General features: G+C 37.7%; 17 protein-coding genes. 6 read left to right on the forward strand and 11 right to left on the reverse strand.

Annotated features, from left to right (window positions below; genetic code table 11):
- Positions 1-338 precede the first annotated feature (338 nt).
- The 3 genes from M948_RS29230 to M948_RS29240 all read right to left on the reverse strand — a co-directional run bounded on the left by M948_RS29230 (position 339) and on the right by M948_RS29240 (position 3,011).
- A complete protein-coding gene (locus M948_RS29230; RefSeq protein WP_021289988.1) occupies positions 339-1,745 on the reverse strand; it encodes a HAMP domain-containing sensor histidine kinase in 1,407 nt (468 codons plus the stop codon).
- Positions 1,735-2,409 carry a response regulator transcription factor gene (locus M948_RS29235; RefSeq protein ID WP_021289989.1) on the reverse strand — a complete coding sequence of 225 codons (675 nt, stop codon included), beginning with the start codon at positions 2,407-2,409 and terminating at the stop codon, positions 1,735-1,737. The genes M948_RS29230 and M948_RS29235 overlap by 11 nt, the downstream gene beginning before the upstream one ends.
- A gap of 68 nt (positions 2,410-2,477) precedes the next feature.
- Positions 2,478-3,011: a DUF6944 family repetitive protein gene (locus M948_RS29240; RefSeq protein ID WP_021289990.1), complete on the reverse strand. Its 534-nt coding sequence runs from the start codon at positions 3,009-3,011 to the stop codon at positions 2,478-2,480.
- 543 nt (positions 3,012-3,554) lie between these two features.
- On the opposite strand from M948_RS29240, the gene M948_RS29245 reads away from it, so the two are divergent.
- Positions 3,555-4,616: an NAD(P)/FAD-dependent oxidoreductase gene (locus M948_RS29245; protein WP_021289991.1), complete on the forward strand. Its 1,062-nt coding sequence runs from the start codon at positions 3,555-3,557 to the stop codon at positions 4,614-4,616.
- Between the two features lie 66 nt (positions 4,617-4,682).
- Here the strand turns inward: M948_RS29245 and M948_RS29250 are convergent, their stop codons facing one another.
- The 6 genes from M948_RS29250 to M948_RS29275 all read right to left on the reverse strand — a co-directional run bounded on the left by M948_RS29250 (position 4,683) and on the right by M948_RS29275 (position 10,464).
- Positions 4,683-5,372, reverse strand: a complete 690-nt coding sequence (locus M948_RS29250) for an LrgB family protein (protein WP_021289992.1) — start codon at positions 5,370-5,372, stop codon at positions 4,683-4,685.
- Positions 5,365-5,736 (reverse strand): CidA/LrgA family protein, encoded by a 372-nt coding sequence (locus tag M948_RS29255; RefSeq protein WP_021289993.1) that lies wholly within the window; start codon positions 5,734-5,736, stop codon positions 5,365-5,367. Before M948_RS29255 ends, M948_RS29250 begins: the two co-directional genes overlap by 8 nt.
- A gap of 228 nt (positions 5,737-5,964) precedes the next feature.
- On the reverse strand, positions 5,965-7,398 hold the full coding sequence (gene argH, locus M948_RS29260) for an argininosuccinate lyase (RefSeq protein ID WP_021289994.1): 1,434 nt from the start codon (positions 7,396-7,398) through the stop codon (positions 5,965-5,967).
- Entirely contained in the window at positions 7,395-8,654 is a 1,260-nt protein-coding gene (locus M948_RS29265) for an argininosuccinate synthase (RefSeq protein WP_021289995.1), read from the reverse strand. Before M948_RS29265 ends, argH begins: the two co-directional genes overlap by 4 nt.
- Before the next feature lie 421 nt (positions 8,655-9,075).
- Positions 9,076-9,741, reverse strand: a complete 666-nt coding sequence (locus tag M948_RS29270; protein ID WP_255326115.1) for an SDR family oxidoreductase — start codon at positions 9,739-9,741, stop codon at positions 9,076-9,078.
- 78 nt (positions 9,742-9,819) lie between these two features.
- Positions 9,820-10,464 carry an endonuclease III domain-containing protein gene (locus tag M948_RS29275; RefSeq protein ID WP_021289997.1) on the reverse strand — a complete coding sequence of 215 codons (645 nt, stop codon included), beginning with the start codon at positions 10,462-10,464 and terminating at the stop codon, positions 9,820-9,822.
- A gap of 277 nt (positions 10,465-10,741) precedes the next feature.
- Between M948_RS29275 and M948_RS29280 the strand changes: the two genes are divergently transcribed.
- The 4 genes from M948_RS29280 to pstB all read left to right on the forward strand — a co-directional run bounded on the left by M948_RS29280 (position 10,742) and on the right by pstB (position 14,506).
- Positions 10,742-11,719 (forward strand): PstS family phosphate ABC transporter substrate-binding protein, encoded by a 978-nt coding sequence (locus M948_RS29280; protein ID WP_021289998.1) that lies wholly within the window; start codon positions 10,742-10,744, stop codon positions 11,717-11,719.
- A gap of 94 nt (positions 11,720-11,813) precedes the next feature.
- A complete protein-coding gene (pstC, locus tag M948_RS29285) occupies positions 11,814-12,770 on the forward strand; it encodes a phosphate ABC transporter permease subunit PstC (protein WP_021289999.1) in 957 nt (318 codons plus the stop codon).
- Position 12,771: 1 nt separating this feature from the next.
- Positions 12,772-13,656: a phosphate ABC transporter permease PstA gene (pstA, locus tag M948_RS29290; protein ID WP_021290000.1), complete on the forward strand. Its 885-nt coding sequence runs from the start codon at positions 12,772-12,774 to the stop codon at positions 13,654-13,656.
- A 16-nt stretch (positions 13,657-13,672) separates the two neighbouring features.
- The gene (gene pstB, locus M948_RS29295) at positions 13,673-14,506 is read left to right on the forward strand and encodes a phosphate ABC transporter ATP-binding protein PstB (RefSeq protein WP_021290001.1); all 834 of its coding nucleotides are present in this window, start codon (positions 13,673-13,675) and stop codon (positions 14,504-14,506) included.
- Positions 14,507-14,597: 91 nt separating this feature from the next.
- Here pstB and M948_RS29300 read toward each other — a convergent pair whose 3' ends face one another.
- Both M948_RS29300 and M948_RS43460 read right to left on the reverse strand, forming a co-directional pair.
- Positions 14,598-16,307: a methyl-accepting chemotaxis protein gene (locus M948_RS29300; protein WP_021290002.1), complete on the reverse strand. Its 1,710-nt coding sequence runs from the start codon at positions 16,305-16,307 to the stop codon at positions 14,598-14,600.
- 187 nt (positions 16,308-16,494) lie between these two features.
- On the reverse strand, positions 16,495-16,632 hold the full coding sequence (locus tag M948_RS43460) for a hypothetical protein (protein WP_021290003.1): 138 nt from the start codon (positions 16,630-16,632) through the stop codon (positions 16,495-16,497).
- A gap of 212 nt (positions 16,633-16,844) precedes the next feature.
- Here M948_RS43460 and M948_RS29305 point away from each other — a divergent pair, with 212 nt between their 5' ends.
- Positions 16,845-18,326 (forward strand): potassium/proton antiporter, encoded by a 1,482-nt coding sequence (locus M948_RS29305; protein ID WP_021290004.1) that lies wholly within the window; start codon positions 16,845-16,847, stop codon positions 18,324-18,326.
- Positions 18,327-18,516 lie beyond the last annotated feature (190 nt).

Below are 18,516 nucleotides of genomic sequence, written 5' to 3' on the forward strand. Positions count from 1 at the left end.
GGCCCCATTTTGCAGCGAACGAAAAAATACTCTCGCTTTCCAAGGACGAACGCCCGAGCCCCCTCGCGAAATCCACACTGCGGGATCTCTGATCGTCCGGTTTTTTGTTGTTTTTGCTTTTGTATACGTTGTAAGTAAAGGACATTCTATATTTACGACCTGAATTATAGCGGCCAAACCAGTACGTAAGGATGCATAAGTGAGCACACTTCTCCTTGCCGAACGCTGCTATATCAAATCGGTTATTCGATGGTCGAGGTAGAAAACAATAAAAGGGAAAGAGATTAAATAAGGCTGCAAGAAAGCCTCTACAGTACGTATTTAGGAAAAAGCAATAATTATTTTGGTAACGATATTCGAAATATGGTTCCTGTATCACTGCTTTGTTTTAAACATAAATCACCGTTCATCGCCTGAGCGATCATTTTACTTAGAGACAGACCAAGACCAAGTCCCCTTGTTTTATATTTCTTTCCTTCTCCTCGATAAAATCGTTCAAAGATAAATAGTTGTTCTTCAAACGGTATTCCTGGACCATTATCTTCAATATCGATAAACACATTATTCGTATCACTACTTAAATTCACCTGAATTTCCCCTGCTTGCATCGCCTGCATTGCGTTATTAAGTAAATTTGTAATAATTTGTTCAAGCCGAATAACATCCACTTCTAATTGAACAGCAGATTCTAAGAAAGAAACCCTTGTTTCCATGTTTTCTTCCTCTTGAGAAATACTCCAATGATAAACAATATTTTTCACTACATCGTTCACATTTACCTGTTCCCTTGATAAGGGTACAGCATTTGCAGCAAATGAATTAAATGCTAGTAAATCTTCAACCATTGTTCGCATTTTTTCCGTTTCTTTCAAGGATATTGCTAAAAACTCTTTTGCCTCATCTCCAGTTACTACATCATCATTTACAGCCTGAAGTAACCCATTGATAGAAGTAACTGGAGTTTTTAATTCATGGGTAACTCCAGCTAATAATTGGGTTCGTAAAGATTCTAGTTGTTCTAGGCGATTCGCCATGTCTTTAAATGAAGACACAAGCTCGTATACTTCTTCTTCCTTATTATTTTCTGGTAGATCGATTCGATAATCCCCATCCTGCACCCGTCTAGCTGCTTGAGCAACTTCTTTGATTGGCCTTGATAAACGTCTTGTTAATAAATAAATAGCAACCCAGCCGAGTAATGCTAGACTGATAATCATGATTGCTAATAATGTATATTCTTGCTTTACTTTTGCCAATACGTTTTCTGATTCGACCATCATAACCCAACCAACCGTATCTTCATCGACAGCTATTGGTGCTTTTACCAAATAAAAATACGTATTGTTCTCACCAAGCTTCCGCTTTTGTACGGACGCTTCTGATTGTATCCATTCTTTCTTTACTTGATTTTCTAATGGTCCCATAGGACGGTTGCTGGAAACAATTTGACCATCCGACTTGATAATATATACAAACGGATCACTTTCTAAATCCATCCAGTGTCGACGTTCAGGGAATCCCCCTTCACCATCAGGGTGTGGTCCTATTTCGCCAGTATTTGTTATTTGATTCGCCATATCTTCTGTTAATAATTCCATGATATGAAGACGATTTTCTAATGTCGTATGGCGAATCCATAGTGCAGAAAGAATAGCTATAACAATTAAGCCAATACATAATGTCAATAAGTAACGGCTTGTCCAAAAGCGACTTAATGGAATTCGTTCTTTCTCTTTAATAAACACTTAACTGATACCCCAATCCACGAAGTGTTTTAATTTCTCCTTCTATCTTAGGCCAATCCTCTAACGCTCTTCTTATTCGCTTTATTGCCAAATCAACTGCTCGATCACTGCCTTCATATTCCCACCCCCAAACATGTTCAATTAATTGGTCCCTTGTAAACGTTTGGTTTGGATGATCAGCTAAAAATAAAAGTACCGAAAGGTCTCGGGGTGTTAATCGAATGATGTTTCCTGACAATTTAATGGAATGTGATTTCATGTCAATTTCGAGTTTACCAAAGCGTTTGACCTGAGAGTTCTCTGCTTTTGATCGACGTAAAACAGCTTTCACACGAGCTACCACTTCTTCTGCATTAAATGGTTTTGTGATATAATCATCTGCACCTTCATTTAATCCGTCTAAACGGTAGTTGATATCACCTAAAGCAGTTAACATGATTACCGCACATGTGTCCATGTTACGTATCTCTTTAAGTAAATCCCATCCGTCTTTACCTGGGAGCATGACATCTAATAGTACAAGGTCCGGATTAGTTGAATAAAAGGCCTCCATTGCCGCTTCTCCATTAAATACCTGATCCACACCAAAACCAGCCTTTTGTAAGTATGCTCTTAGTACTTGGCTTATTGAAAATTCATCCTCTATAATTAATATACGTTTCATTCTATTCATTCCTAACAAAGTAAACGTTTTTACCTTTTATTATAACCTCTGTTTATGTTAGGAATAAGTCAATTCTGTCCTTCAACTGACCCTAATGCTGAGATAACGGAACCAATTGCCTGAATCCAGCTTCCGATTGCATTAATTTCCTCTTCATTTTCTTCCACTCTTCCAGATAAAGCTTGGAGCGAATTACCAATGGCTTGCAAAAGATTACCATATATATTATAAAGCTCATCTTGACTTGGTTCACGACCTAATGCATCTCCGAATGCAATTCCACCTCCTAAGGCCTGCATAAGGTTGCCTTTTGTATTTAAATCATTTTTGGTTTGTTGATTAAAATCAATAACAATACCAGCAATGACTGTGGAATTACCAATCGCCTGAATTTCATTGGCAATTTTATTCAGGTTTACATATTCGATGCTGTCAGCTACTAATGCATTTCCTGTTCCTTGCAAGACATTTCCTATTAAATTCAAGTCGCTTGCTAATGATGTCTTTATAGGGATAGAGGGGGTTGAGCCAATAGCTGATAGTACAGTTCCAACCGCTTGGATCCATGAACCAACTGTCCCTTTCCAACTATTATCCCCCATCAACTGAACCCCCTAAATTAGCTCTCCCTATATTATAAACAATACCTCTACCACTTGTTACAAAGGAACTAAAAATGAATCATTCGTTTATTCAACTAAATTGTCATTCGATAGCATATAAAAAAGGCTTCATCTCTCTCCCATAAGAAACGAAGCCTTTTGGCCCAGCCTGTATGTTACCCCTTTATTCTCACAGACGGTGCTGCGATTTCCAAGATCTGCCCACTCAGAAACCGTTTCCAACCCATTATAACAGTTTATCCTAATAAAGAAAACCAACGAAATCTAACCCGCTTAGATTCGCGTAAGCAGTATATTATTGTTTATTTGAATCTAATACGGGTACAGCTTATGTCTACGATGCTGAAGCATCTGCTTTTAATCCGTATAGCATCATTGCATCTATTAGAATACTAGGAGTGAGAACACATGCCATCGATTGATTACTTATTCACTTGTCGAAAGGAATCAAATGGTGACATCTATCCATATCTTCGCTAGAATAAAGGGGAGAAGATTTTATCAGAGATGGGGTTTTGCGGCATGAAGAGATTGGTCATTCTTGGTGGGGGTTATGGTGGTCTAAAGGCATTATTAGGGATCCTTGATTACCAATTACCAGAAGAACTAGAAATTACGTTAGTTGATAGAAATCCATACCATTCGATTAAAACAGAATTCTATACAATAGCGGCCGGTACATCTGCGGAAAAGGACGTTCGTTTAAGCTTTCCAGATGATCAACGGGTTCGCTACTTTTATGGAGAAATTAAAAAGATTGATACTGACAAAGAGGAAATTTTATTCTCTAATTCCAGTGAAGTGATTCCTTATGATTATCTTGTCATCGGATTAGGATGTGAAGATAACTATCATGGCATTGAAGGAGCGAAAGAATTCACTCATAGCGTACAAACATTCGAAAAAGCTCGTAAAACAGGACTTGCCGTCTGTAACCTAAAAGCTCATGGAAAGGTTTCTGTAGTAGGTGCTGGCTTAAGTGGTATTGAAGTAGCTTCCGAAATTAGAGAAAGCAGACCGGATCTCAATATTCGATTACTTGACCGAGGCGCGAGTGTATTAAAAGCATTCGATTCTAAGATTCAAGCGTATGTATCAGAGTGGTTTGTTCGAAATGATGTAGATGTGATCCATCATGCAAACGTGGAATACGTTGAAAAGGATGGTGTTTGTAATAACGGTATCTGTTATGTAAATGATGTGACGATCTGGACTGCTGGCGTTCGCCCTAATTATTTAGTTAGAGAATTGCCATTTGCTAAAGACGATCAAGAAAAAATGATTGTAAACCAATTTTTCCAAATTCCTGAGCAGCCCAATATCTACGTCGTTGGCGATTGCGCTTCTTCTGAGTATTCACCTAGTGGTCAACTAGCTGGACAGCAAGGAGAAAGAGTTGCAGAGGTATTATTAGCTGTTTTAAATAATAAAGAACCGAAAAAACCAAAAGAAATTAAATTAAAAGGAACGTTAGGATCCCTCGGAAAATCAGATGGCTTTGGTAATATGATGCAAAAACCAATGACAGGGCTATTACCACGATTAGCAAAATCTGGTGTTCTTTGGTTAAATAAACGACACTAGGTGTACAGCATAAAAAAGCCGAAGCAAACAATAGCGAGCTGCATTGCTTCTTCGGCTTTTTTTAAACTACATTAAGATAAGCACTAGCCCTGGGGTAATAACGGAAACTACAATCGCACTAACTACCATTGCTATCGTGCTAATCGCCCCTTCCAATTTACTGGATTCCATGGAAGTAGCTGTACCAATCGCATGCGATGCACTGCCCATCCCTACACCACGGCCAAGGTAATGGTCAATTCGGAATAAGCGTAGTACATAAGTGTGCATAAGCACCCCGCCAATACCAGCAATCATGACAAATACTGCAGACAATGACATGACGCCACCTAACGTCTCTGTAACCGCCATTGCCACAGGGGTGGTAACGGACTTTGGTGTTAATGAGTAAATGATAGAAGAATTAAAACCTGCCCATTTTGCCAGTAGCAAGCCAGTTGAGATTCCTAAGATTGCTCCAAAGGAAGTCCCAACTAAAATCGGACCGGTTAATGTTCTTAATGTATCTCTATGCTGATATAAAGGATAGGCGAGCGCAACTACAGCAGGTCCAAGTAATTCATCTATCCATTTACCACCTGACATATATGTTTTATATGGGATATGAAATATTACTAATATAATAATGATAATTGCCGTTGCGATTAAAACAGGAGCAGTAAAGGGATGATTCCACCTTTCATGAATTTTCAATGCGAGATGATAGATTAAAAACGTCCCTAGTATTATTACAACGGCTAACATAACCTCATTCATGCTTATATTCCTTTCTACGAACAAGCCACTGACTGACAATGCCTGATCCAGCCATTACAAAGATGGTACTAATTAATACAATGATAATTAATAAAAAGCCTTTGCCCGAAAATAATTGATAATAATTTAAAACTCCTACGGTTACAGGAATAAAAAAGAATGCTAGATTCTTAACAATAAAATTAGCACCTTCCGCAATCCATGAAACCTGAATAATATTTGTTATTAACAAAAGGAATAAGATTAGCATACCAATGACGCTTCCAGGAATAAATAATCCTAACGTATGTTCTATCCAATTTCCCAATAGGAAAATAAGATAAAGCAAACAAATATGCACTGCAATTTTACCTAACTTTACCAAGATTGTCACTCCTACTCTTCTGTGATGTCAGGGTAAAATCTCCTAAAAAATGATCTGAAGAATATCTTAACATAATACATTAAAGTTACTCACGTATGAAAACACAATATAAGTAGTATAGCAGGTATACTATCCATCAGGAAACGAAAGGCTTTTTATCGATCGTCCATAAATAGATTTCAAGTAAAAAACCAACTGAACCTCATATGTCCAGTTGGTAAAAATAGTTTAAATTGATCGGTAGCTGCGACTAGATAGAATTTCATTTTTAGCTGAAACCCATTGGTTATTTTTTTCAATTGCTTGTGTTACCTTCTTCAATTGTGCAGTTACTTGATTCTTCGCAGTACCTCCTGTTGCATTACGTGCCTGCACGACAGCTTCAGGTGCTAAGTAATCATAAATATCTGATTCAATTGCATTCGAGAAGGTTTGAAACTCTTTTATTGTTAAGTCAGTCAAGTATTTATTTTCTTTGATACAATAAAGGACCGTCTCTCCTGTAATGGCATGGGACTCCCTAAATGTAATACCTTTGCCCACAAGATAATCAGCAAAATCAGTAGCATTTGAATAATCATTCTGCACTGCTTTGTACATAGCTTCTTTATTCACGTTCATTGATTCAATCATTGGGGCAAATAACGAAAGTGCACCTCTTAGTGTTTCCACGGTATCAAACATACCTTCTTTATCTTCCTGCATGTCTTTGTTGTACGCTAGAGGGAGACCTTTCAATGTTGTTAACATCCCCATTAAATGACCATATACACGTCCAGTTTTTCCTCTTACCAATTCAGCAACATCGGGGTTCTTCTTTTGTGGCATCATGCTGCTGCCTGTAGAAAATTCGTCATCAATCTCAATAAAATTGAATTCTTGACTAGACCATTGCACAATTTCTTCGCAAAGGCGAGAAAGATGCATTGAAATCATGGACGCATCACTTAAAAATTCTACCACAAAATCTCGGTCACTTACCGCATCCAAGCTGTTTTCACAAATTCCTTCAAAGGCAAGCTGCTGCGCAACATATTTTCGATCAATTGGAAATGTTGTCCCAGCTAATGCGCCTGCACCTAAAGGGGACTGATTAACCCGTTTCCAACTATCTATCAGACGTTCAATATCACGCTGAAACATCCAGGCATATGCTAGCAAATGATGGGCGAATAAAACTGGCTGTGCTCTCTGCAAATGCGTATATCCAGGTAAAATCGTATCCATGTTAGCAGTGGCTTGTTTCACTAGGGCTTGCTGAACTTGAACAGCCAATTGTGTTATTTCTACGAGTGCATCACGGAGATACAGGCGCATATCAAGGGCAACTTGGTCATTTCTACTTCTACCAGTGTGAAGTTTCCCACCAACAGGGCCGATCGCTTCAATGAGTAAACGCTCGACATTCATATGAATATCTTCATGCTCTTCCCTTAATATTGCTTCACCACTTTCAATAGTGGATGCAACTTTTTGAAGACCTTCTGCTATTGTCTTCGCTTCTTCTTTCGTAATGATCTCACATTTACCAAGCATAGCAACATGGGCTAAGCTACCTTCAATATCATAAACTGCTAATTTCTTATCAAAATAGATAGATGCTGTATATTCATCTACTAGTTGACTTGTTGGTTTTGTGAAACGTCCTCCCCAGAGCTTCATGGTTTTACAGCTTCTTTCACATCTAATACCGCTTCTTTTACTGATTCATCCATATTAGCATGTGTTTGATTGACAGTTGCATGGACTTTTGTCGGTAGCCCCCATAGTTTGATAAAACCTAATGCTGCTTCATGATCAAATGCATCTTTCGCATTATACGTAGCTAAATCAAAATCATATAACGATTGTTGTGATTCACGCCCAACGACTTGAGCAAGGCCTTTATATAACTTTACTTTAACTGTTCCTGATACATATTGCTGAGTTTCATTAACAAATGATTTTAATGCATCCGTAAGAGGAGAATACCATAGACCATCATAAACAGATTGGGATAACTTTTGCTCAATGGTTGGTTTAAACTGAGCCACTTCTCTCGGTAATGTCAATGCCTCTAATTCTTGATGTGCAGTAATCAGAGTAAGTGCTGCTGGCGCTTCATAAATTTCACGAGACTTTATACCAACTAAACGATTTTCCACATGATCGATTCGACCGACACCATGTTTTCCTGCAATGGAATTCAATTCCAAAATAAGCTCTTCTAAAGGCATTGATTTTCCATCCAATGAGATGGGTTTTCCTTGTTCAAATGTAATCTGCACCGTTTGCGCTTCATCTGGCGCTTCGGTTGGATCCGTGGTTAAATCATACGCTTCTTTCGGTGCCTCAGCCCACGGGTCTTCTAAAATACCACATTCATTACTGCGTCCCCATAGGTTTTGATCAATGCTAAATGGATTATCTAAATCGATCGGTACTGGGATATTATGTTGTTTCGCATATTCGATTTCTTCTTCTCTTGACATAGCCCATTCACGTACTGGAGCAACAATTTTTAATTCCGGACTCAAAGCAGTAAATGCAACATCAAACCGTACTTGGTCATTTCCTTTTCCGGTACAACCATGAGCAACTGCAACAGCGCCTTCTTCCTTGGCAATATTCACTAAAATCTTTGCAATCAATGGACGGGAAAGTGCAGATATCAATGGATATTTCCCTTCATATAATAGATTGGATTGAAGGGCAGGCAGTACAAATTCCTTGGCAAATAAAGCTTTTGCGTCAACGACATAAGACTTAATCGCTCCTACTTGTAGGGCTTTATTTTTCACAAATTCAAGGTCTTTTCCTTCCCCGACATCAAGTGCTACCGCAATAACATCATAATTATATTTATCCTGTAGCCATTTCACAGCAACAGATGTATCTAATCCGCCTGAATAAGCTAAAACGATTTTATCTTTACTCATTTTCACCACTCCTGTGCTTATTTCCTTATTGAATTATTATGCATCAATATGAATAATTATTCAAGGGGCAAATACAATATTTTTGTAGAAATTATTTACCAGTTTGTTTTTCACTACCTTTTATTCCTGTCCACATTTTATTGTTCATGTTCAGTAAAACGAAAATTGCAGATAAACTAATAAGGGAGAGTGTAGCAGTATGTGAGATAAAAGAGGGAAATTTCCGACTTCCCTAGGTGCTGAAAACCAAACTTGTGTCAAAGAGAATTTCATGGTTTAACGCGATTTGAGAAAATGACCTGTAACAAAGCTATCGTCACTAGTAAAATGAAGGAAAAACCAAATGTAAAATAAAGCTGCTATTATTTGTTTAGGCAATATAAAAACGCTAGCCTCTTTTTCCTGGCTAGCGTTTGTTGGTTTATAATTTTTGTAATGCGTCATCTATCTGAATCTCACCAGAAATGAGATCAAACGACTGATGGTACGTCTTTTCATTCGTTAGTGAGGACACTACTGTTGTTGCAACATCCTCTCTTGGTATGGAACCTCTTTCTAGATTTTCTGCGGCTGAGATTTTTCCTGTCCCCGGTTCATTTAATAAACCACCAGGTCGAACAATGGTATAGTTCAACTTACTTGCTCGTAAAACTCGATCTGCGTAATGCTTTGCTACATAATATGGCTTAATTTTTTCATTCCAGTTTTCGCGATGATGAGACTGATGGGCACTGACAATAATATATCGTTCAAGACCTACCTCTTCAGCTGCCTCAATTGTTTTAACCGCCCCATCTAAATCAATTAATAACGTTTTATCTGGACCCGTACTTCCACCTGACCCAGCAGTAAAGATAACAGCATCTGATCCCTTCATTGCTTTCGCTAATTCATCTACGCTATCTTCAAGATTTGCTACGACTGTTTCAATTCCTTGATTGTTTAGCTCATCTGCTTGTTCTTGTTTTCTAACCATTGCCTTAACTGTATGTTCGCTGCTAGTTGCTAATTGTTTTACGACATGCTGACCAATCTGACCATTGGCTCCTACTACAAGTACTTTCATTGACTGAACCCCTTTCTTAATTGAGTGTTCTAATGATATTATTTCAAACAATACGATCAGAAGCAAAATACTTGTTTGTTCTTCTGATTAAGAAAAAACCTAGGAATGAATTAATCGACGACAATATGTAGATAATGGACAGCCGGTACAAATAGGATCTGATTTACAATGTACCTTCCCATGCTCTACTAACAATGCATGATATTCATTATATAAATCCACATCGCTGGATGATAATGCTTCTTCTACATCAATGCGGAAGGCATCATATCCTTTTGGTATATTATATCCAAACCGATGAAAAATCCTTCTCGCGTATGCATCTGCTATAAAAATTGATTTGTCAAAAACATAAAGCAAAATGACGTCTGCCGTTTCATGACCAACACCTTGAATGGATAATAGTTCTTTTCGTAGCTTATCTCGATCGAAATGCCTGATTTTTTCGATTTGGAATTGATACTTTTTAAACCAATCTAGGAAGGTTTTGATCCGTTTTGCTTTTATGTTGTAAAAACCACTTGGACGAATCCGATAAGCTAACTCCTCCAACGGCATATTGTCCAACGCTTCCGCGGTTAAAACGTCTTTTATATTTTGCAAGGCCTTCTCCGCATTTCTCCAATTTGTATGTTGCACAAGAATGGACCCTACGATCATTTCGATTGGTGTATCCGCTGGCCACCAGCCTTGTGGTCCATAATAGCAATACAGATTATCATAAACTTCTTTAAAGGTAAGCATCTATTAATCCTTCCATCAAAACATTAGATTATAAAACCTATCGTAACAAACAAATTGAAGTATCTCTACTACCTTTTCTCCTAAAAATTACCTATATCGACATTCCTTTACCAGCTTTTATACATCTTTCAAGTTAAAATGGTACTATTTTTTAGCAATTTACAAAAGCTTTACATTCCAAACATACTTCCTTAATATTCGCCTACTATACTAGCAGTTGAGAGGGGAAAAACTCCTCATAAAACTATCCACATATTTATAGGGGGAGGCAATTTTAATGAAGTTCAAGAAGTATCTTATGTTCCTTCTTATCGCAGTAGTAGCTATCGTAATTACAGCTTGTGGCTCAAATTCAGAAGGAAATGATTCCGGAAATGCTAACGCTGAAAACGAAGGTGAATCAGAAGAACTAGAAGGTAATGTTGTCATAGATGGATCCGGAACCGTTTATCCGTTAATGTCACGCCTAGCTGAAGAATACATGGTAAACGAACAACCAAATGTATCTGTCGAAGTTAGTCGCGCAGGAACTAGTGCTGGATTCGAAAAGTTCCTTGTAGAAGATGGAACAGACTTTAATGATGCTTCTCGTAAAATTAAAGATGAAGAGCAAGCAAAAGCCGATGAATTAGGAATGGAAGTAAAAGAATTAAAGGTAGCGCTAGATGGATTAACAATTGTAACACATCCAGACAACGACTGGGCTACTGAATTAACAGAAGACCAAATCAAAGGTATTTTCCTTGGAGAGTACACGAACTGGTCTGATATTAACCCAGAATGGCCAGATGAAAAAATTCAAACTTATGGTCCTAATGAAAATCATGGAACCTATGAATTCTTCTATGAAAACATTATGGAAGAACAAGATTTAGTTAGCGATATTAACCTTCAACAAGACTACTCAACGCTAGTAACACTAGTTTCAGAAGATAAAAATGCTATTGGATTCTTCGGATTTGGTTACTACGATAGTAATAAAGATAAAATACAAGCAGTAAATGTTGACTTCGGTGATGGTCCTGTCGAGCCATCTCTAGATACGATAGCAGAAGATGGAGACTATGCTGGTTTCACAAGACCTGTATTCACTTACTTGAACGTAGATCATGCAAAAGAAAAACCTGAGGTATTAGATTATGCACTATTCATAATGAATAATATCAATGAATTTGCTGGAGAAACTGGATTTGCACCAATTCCAGATGCTGAAGCAGAGGAATTAATCAGCGAATTAGAAGGATTAAAGCAATAATACCCTCAGAAAAAAATTTAAAAAAACAGGACAAGGTGAGAGCGGCATGCTCTCATCTTCTTGTGACTTAACGCTCTGAAAGGGGGCGCCAATTATGGCATCAAACAGCAAGATAGACGACCAAGACGACTTAAAAATACAAGAAATGATTGCCCAAAAGAAAAATGGGCGGAATCTTAGTCGATTCACAGAAAGGATTATTCCGGTTCTCCTTTTCTTGATAGCGTCCGTCTCTATTCTAACGACGATCGGTATCATTTATACACTATTAACAGAAACGATTGAGTTCTTTAAACGTGTGCCTATTGCTGATTTCTTTACAGGTACTATTTTAAAACCCTTAAGCCAAAACCCTGAGTTCGGTGTACTTCCACTTATTAATGGAACGATCATATCTTCCGTAATTGCTATGTTAGTAGCTGGCCCAATTGGAATTATGACTGCTGTCTATTTAAGCGAATATGCTTCGGATCGTATTAGACGGACATTAAAACCACTATTGGAAATCCTAGCAGGGATTCCTACTATTGTATATGGTTTTTTTGCTTTTACGTTTGTCACTCCAATCATACGAGAAATCTTCCCAACCGTAGAAGCAACCAATATCTTAAGCCCCGGTTTAGTAATGGGGGTCATGATTATTCCAATGATTGCATCATTATCGGAAGATGCGATGACCTCTGTTCCTAATTCGATGCGAGAAGGTGCATTGGCATTAGGTGCTACCAAGCTAGAGGTTGCATTCCGTGTTGTGATTCCTGCTGCATTATCAGGAATAATTGCCTCGTTTGTACTAGGAGTATCACGAGCGATTGGAGAAACCATGATTGTCACAATTGCAAGTGGGAGTTCCAAGAACTTCACTTTCGATATCACACAATCCATGCAAACCATGACTGCCTATATCGTTGAAGTATCAGGAGGAGAGGCACCTGCCGGATCTACTATCTATTACAGTTTATATGCAGTTGCTTTCACATTATTTATCTTTACATTGCTAATGAATCTACTTGCAAGATATGTCTCTCGTAAGTTTAGGGAGGAATATTAATATGAAATATGTTGACGCAGCCCAAGTACAGAAAAAAATGAATGGACGCATTCTAAAAAATAATATATTAAAAACATTATTTCTTGCAGCTACTCTATTTGGATTAGTCATCCTAGCTATATTAATTATCCGTGTCTTACTCCAAGGTGCAAGTTGGATTAACCTGGACTTCTTAACTGGAAAACTCTCTACTTCTGCAGATCGTGCAGGTATAATGGGTGCCATTCTTGGAACGTTTTGGCTTATGGTTGTTGTTATTCCAGTCACCCTATTCTTAGGTGTTGGTACTGCGATTTATTTAGAATTATACGCCAGGAAAGGCAAATTTCAATCATTCGTCCAAACAAATATCGCAAATTTAGCAGGAGTTCCTTCTATTGTTTACGGAATACTAGGTATGACTTTATTTGTTCGAGCTCTAGATTTTGGAAATATCGTATTAGCAGGCGGTTTAACCATGTCCTTGCTCGTACTTCCCATCATTATTGTGGCAGCACAGGAGGCTGTTCGAGCTGTACCGCAAGATTTGAGTGAAGCCTCTTATGGGATGGGTGCAACAAAATGGCAGACGGTTAAAAATATTATATTGCCAGCAGCTTTACCTGGTATTCTTACAGGATCGATTTTGTCACTTTCGAGGGCAATTGGAGAAACGGCACCATTAGTAGTCATTGGTATTCCAGCATTGCTTATCCCGTTTCCTGGTGGAATTATGGATAAATTCACTGTCCTCCCAATGCAAATTTACTATTGGACGTTAGATTCTTCATTAGTGGCAGAATATGCAAATTTAGCTGCAGCGACTATCATTGTATTACTTGTACTCTTATTCTTATTAAACGCTACGGCAATCATTATCCGTAACAAGTTTCAAAAACGATATTAATTAAGGAGTGTGTGATATGAGTACCTTAACAAAGCCAAAATTTGATGAAGAGCTTACGATTTCAAATGATCCGCGAAATAATAAAGATACACCAAAAACTACCGTTTACGATACAAAGGATTTAAATTTATGGTATGGTGATACACATGCATTGAAGGATATTAATTTATCCATCTACGAGAAAGAAGTAACAGCCATTATTGGTCCTTCTGGCTGTGGTAAATCTACGTATTTAAAAACACTGAACCGGATGGTAGAACTCGTTCCAAGTGTACGTACCTCTGGCATGATTACCTATAAAGGAAAAAGTATATTAGATAAATCCTTTAAAGTAGAGGATTTACGTACCAAAGTAGGAATGGTTTTTCAAAAGCCTAATCCTTTCCCTAAATCGATTTACGATAATATAGCGTACGGTCCAAAGATTCATGGCATTCGGAATAAAAAAACACTTGATGAAATTGTTGAGAAAAGTCTCAGAGGTGCATCCATTTGGGATGAGGTTAAAGATCGTCTCAAGGAGAATGCATACGGGCTTTCCGGCGGTCAACAGCAGCGCATTTGTATTGCACGTTGCTTAGCCATCGAACCAGATGTCATCTTAATGGATGAGCCTACTTCCGCATTAGACCCGAAATCAACATTAAGAGTAGAAGAATTGATTCATGAACTCAAAAAGGAATATTCAATTATTATCGTAACCCATAATATGCAGCAAGCTGCTCGAATTTCTGATCGTACTGCCTTCTTCTTAAATGGAGAAGTAATTGAATTCGATGAGACAGACAAAATCTTTACTACACCAACCGACAGCCGTACAGAAGATTATATCTCTGGACGATTCGGCTAATTCATTCATTAACTCCCCCATTTCAATAAATAAACCTGACCACTAACGTGGTCAGGTTTTTATTTATATCGAAGGGTTTACGTATCATCTGCTATTGAATGTCATAACGTTGGGTATGAATAGCAAGAGAGTCTGCTAAATCAGTAAGTTTATTTCCAATTTCATCATTATTCCTCAACAGATGTAATTGTTGACTGCTGCCTAAAAGCATTTCTTCTGCACGGATTAAATTATCTGCTGACATGGAGGAATAATCAATTGCTGATTGTTGCAATTGCGGGAGTGTTTGTTCAAATTCTTGAAGATCCTTTTCTATGGACCTTAATTGATTATTTACTTTCTCGATTTCAATTAACAGCTCATTAAATGAAGACTGGGAAGTAGCAGCCATCGTAAGTGTTGATTTTGTTTTTGATAGCATTTGCTGAAACTCATTAGACGCTTCTATTGTTATACATTCCATTCTCGATGTTGATTCAGTGATATCACTAGCTGCTCGAGAAGATTGTTCTGCTAGTTTTCTTATTTCCTTGGCCACTACAGCGAATCCTTTACCTGATTCACCTGCACGGGCGGCTTCGATAGCTGCATTTAATGACAATAGTTTGGTTTGTTCTGCAACCTCTTGAATCATATCCACCATTGCTGTAATGGATTTAGACTCCGTTTGCACCATGTTAACCGTATTTGTAAGTTGTTCAAAATCGGTTTCAAAAGAAGTTATCGTTTGGTTCAATTTGTTTATTTGCACATCGCCTTGCTGCGCAGAAGCAATCATTTCTCCAGAACTTTGAAAAATAATCCCCATATTCATCATTTCCAACTTACCTTTGATTTGGAGAACCATTTCTACACTACTTTTTGAACTCGATGCCGTTTGCTCTGCTCCTGTCTTCACTTCATTAATTGCTTCCATTAGCTGTTGACCTGATTCTAACGTGGTTGCAGATGAACGTTGTAATTCTCTGCCTGTGTTATTCAGATGATCGGTTGTGACTTTGATTTCCTGAAGCGTCGTTCGCATATAAGAAATCATCGTTTCATATCCATTTTTCAGTGCTATAAATTCAGGCAATGTCGTCTTAATAGGAAGGACTTTTCCTAAGTTTCCAATTTTTACTTCTTGCATAGTATCTCGTAATACCATAATGGGTTTGGTTAAACTTCTTACAAAAATAGTAATCAATAAGGTCGTGAGCAAACCACTAACCATAATAATCGCAATGGTATAATAGCCCATTGATTGCACGGGTTCCATGTAAGATGATGTTGGAACAGCTAAGACATAGATTCCTTCTATTTCTTCCATTTCTTGAAAAGTAAATGTATATTCTTTGTTATCTATCGTTTTATGTATAAGACCGTTTTGGCGTACCGATATTTCCTCTATAATAGCTGTTGATAATCCTGGCAATGCATCTTCACTACTTTTAAATGGGGTCACCCGCTCTCCTTTAACATAAAAATATTCAGAAGCAATGCCATCATCAGCTAATTTGTTTTTTTGAGTACGAATATTACTTTCAAGTTGTTGCATAAAATAATTATTATCGCTTACGTATAAAAATTGAAGGTTATCAGCGATGTATCCCATTAACTCCGTTTCTCGTTTAAGTCTGTTCTCGATAGCTGTCATCGTTGTTCCTTTCGCCTTTAGATAGGAACTTATCCCTACTGCCGTACTGGAAATGAATATCAAAACGATAAACAAGAGCAACAAACGGCTACGTAAGCTTAGTTTTTTTAACATCGTATTGCTAAATTGCATTATCCATTGCTTGTATTTTTGATAAACCTTCAATCAATCTCCCCCTACGATCCTTTATCTAGCAATAAGTATAGCAATCAAGTTTTAAGATACTGTAAATTTAATGTTAAAAATAGTACATTAGAACCAGGATTATTGTATAGTTATCTAGGCGAAAATTGCACTTTTACCTAAAAAAGAGAATGGCTGACTACGGCTATCAACCACTCTCTTGCAAAACCTACTGCTTTTTCTGGTTCACATATTGGTTTGGCTCCTCACCGCCATGAGAGTTACTGTTTTTATATTGGCTTTTCCGTCCATTGCGATGCTCTCCGTGATTCGTATTTTCTTTAAATTGATTATTCTTGTTTCCCATTTCACGTCCTCCTTTCAGGCTACAGCTTGCCTATAGTTTGTGGGATATTTGTGCTTTTATGCTTATTTGATAGAAGTCCATTAAATGGGTTCTCTCGTTCCATATATCAAAACAATCACAAAATAATTCATAATTATGATTCGTCTTTTTTCTCAAATCCATTTATAACCTTTATAATAGAGATAGATTGTTCTTTGGAAGGACTGTTCAACATGGATATATCTTTAGAAATGCTTGTTTTTCTCTTTTCTGCAATGCTTATTGTCGGAGCTTTGGCAACAAAGTTCTCCACAAAGTTAGGACTACCAGCACTCGTATTATTCCTCTTAATTGGCATGGGGCTAAATCAATTCATCTTCTTCGAAAACGTTCATCTCACACAACTAATAGGAATTATGGCCTTAATTATTATCCTATTTGAAGGTGGAACCCAAACAAAATGGGAGAATGTCCGCCCTGTTATTGGTGCAGCAGGATCCTTGGCTACCTTAGGTGTGCTACTGACTACGGTTATTACTGGGTTAGCTGCCATGTATATTCTTAACTTATCCTTATTAGAAGGTATGTTATTTGGGGCGATTGTTGGTTCTACTGATGCTGCTGCTGTATTTAGTGTGCTAGGAAACAAAAACATTAAATCCAAACTCACCTCTACCCTTGAAGCAGAATCAGGATCTAATGATCCAATGGCGGTTTTTCTCACTGTTGCTTTAATTGAATTAATACAAGTGCCAGATGCATCGATATGGCTAGCTATTGGCAGCTTTTTCGTCCAAATGGGGCTTGGCCTATTAATCGGATTATTGCTTGGAAAACTGACTGTATTACTCATAAATAATATAAATTTAGACACCTCTAGTTTATACCCTGCTCTTGCAATAGGTATGGCTACTGCTACCTATTTTATTTCTGACTTTTTAGGCGGAAGCGGCCTACTGGCTGTTTATGTAATGGCTGTATTCGTTGGGAATAGTGACCTCATGTATCGCTTTTCGATTTTACGTTTTAATGAAGGATTTGCCTGGATGATGCAGATCGTTATGTTTATCCTGCTTGGTTTACTTGTATTTCCAAGTCAATTACCTAGTGTATTCTGGCAAGGGGTTTTATTAACGCTTATCCTAATGTTTATCGCACGTCCAATTGCAGTCTTTGTTTCCATGCTATTTATGAAATATAACGTAAAAGATAAATTATTTATTTCGTGGGCAGGATTAAAAGGTGCCGTACCTATCGTATTGGCAACTTATCCAATTATTGCTGATATAGAAAATAGCGATCTTATATTTAATGCTGTGTTTTTCGTCGTTCTTATTTCAGCACTGGTACAGGGAAGTACGTTATCCTGGTTAGCAACAAAGCTTGGTCTAACAGGCGGAAAGAATGATCCGAGCAAACCAACAATGGAATTAATTAATCTAGGAAATACCGAGGCTGAAATAATGGAAGTAAGAATGACCCCGCGATCAGCTGCCTTAAATCGTACACTGATTGATTTGGAACTACCAGATGAAACGCTGGTAATCGGAATAATCCGAAATAAGCAATTGATCACACCAACAGGCACCTCCGTTATCCAAGATGATGATATACTCTATGTATTGAGCAATAAGCGGAATAGAGAAAAAGCAAAACGGGTTCTCTTAGGGAAGAAAGAAAATAAACCACCGAAGAAACCATTAGCTACTGAATAAAGGAAGTGAGCCAAACCGGCTTACTTCCTTTATTTTTTTGTAATCACCATTGCCACTTCCTTACGTAATGATCCGATTATAGTTATAAGAACGGGCAGTGGCATCTATGGAATTTCTATCAAATAAAGATGTTTGTCCAATTGGAAGAATATATGCTTTCATACGCTGTTATGGAAAGAGAATATGAAGA

Origin of the sequence: Virgibacillus sp. CM-4, assembly GCF_000445495.1 — a bacterium.
GTDB classification, from domain to species: Bacteria; Bacillota; Bacilli; order Bacillales; family Amphibacillaceae; genus Virgibacillus; species Virgibacillus salexigens.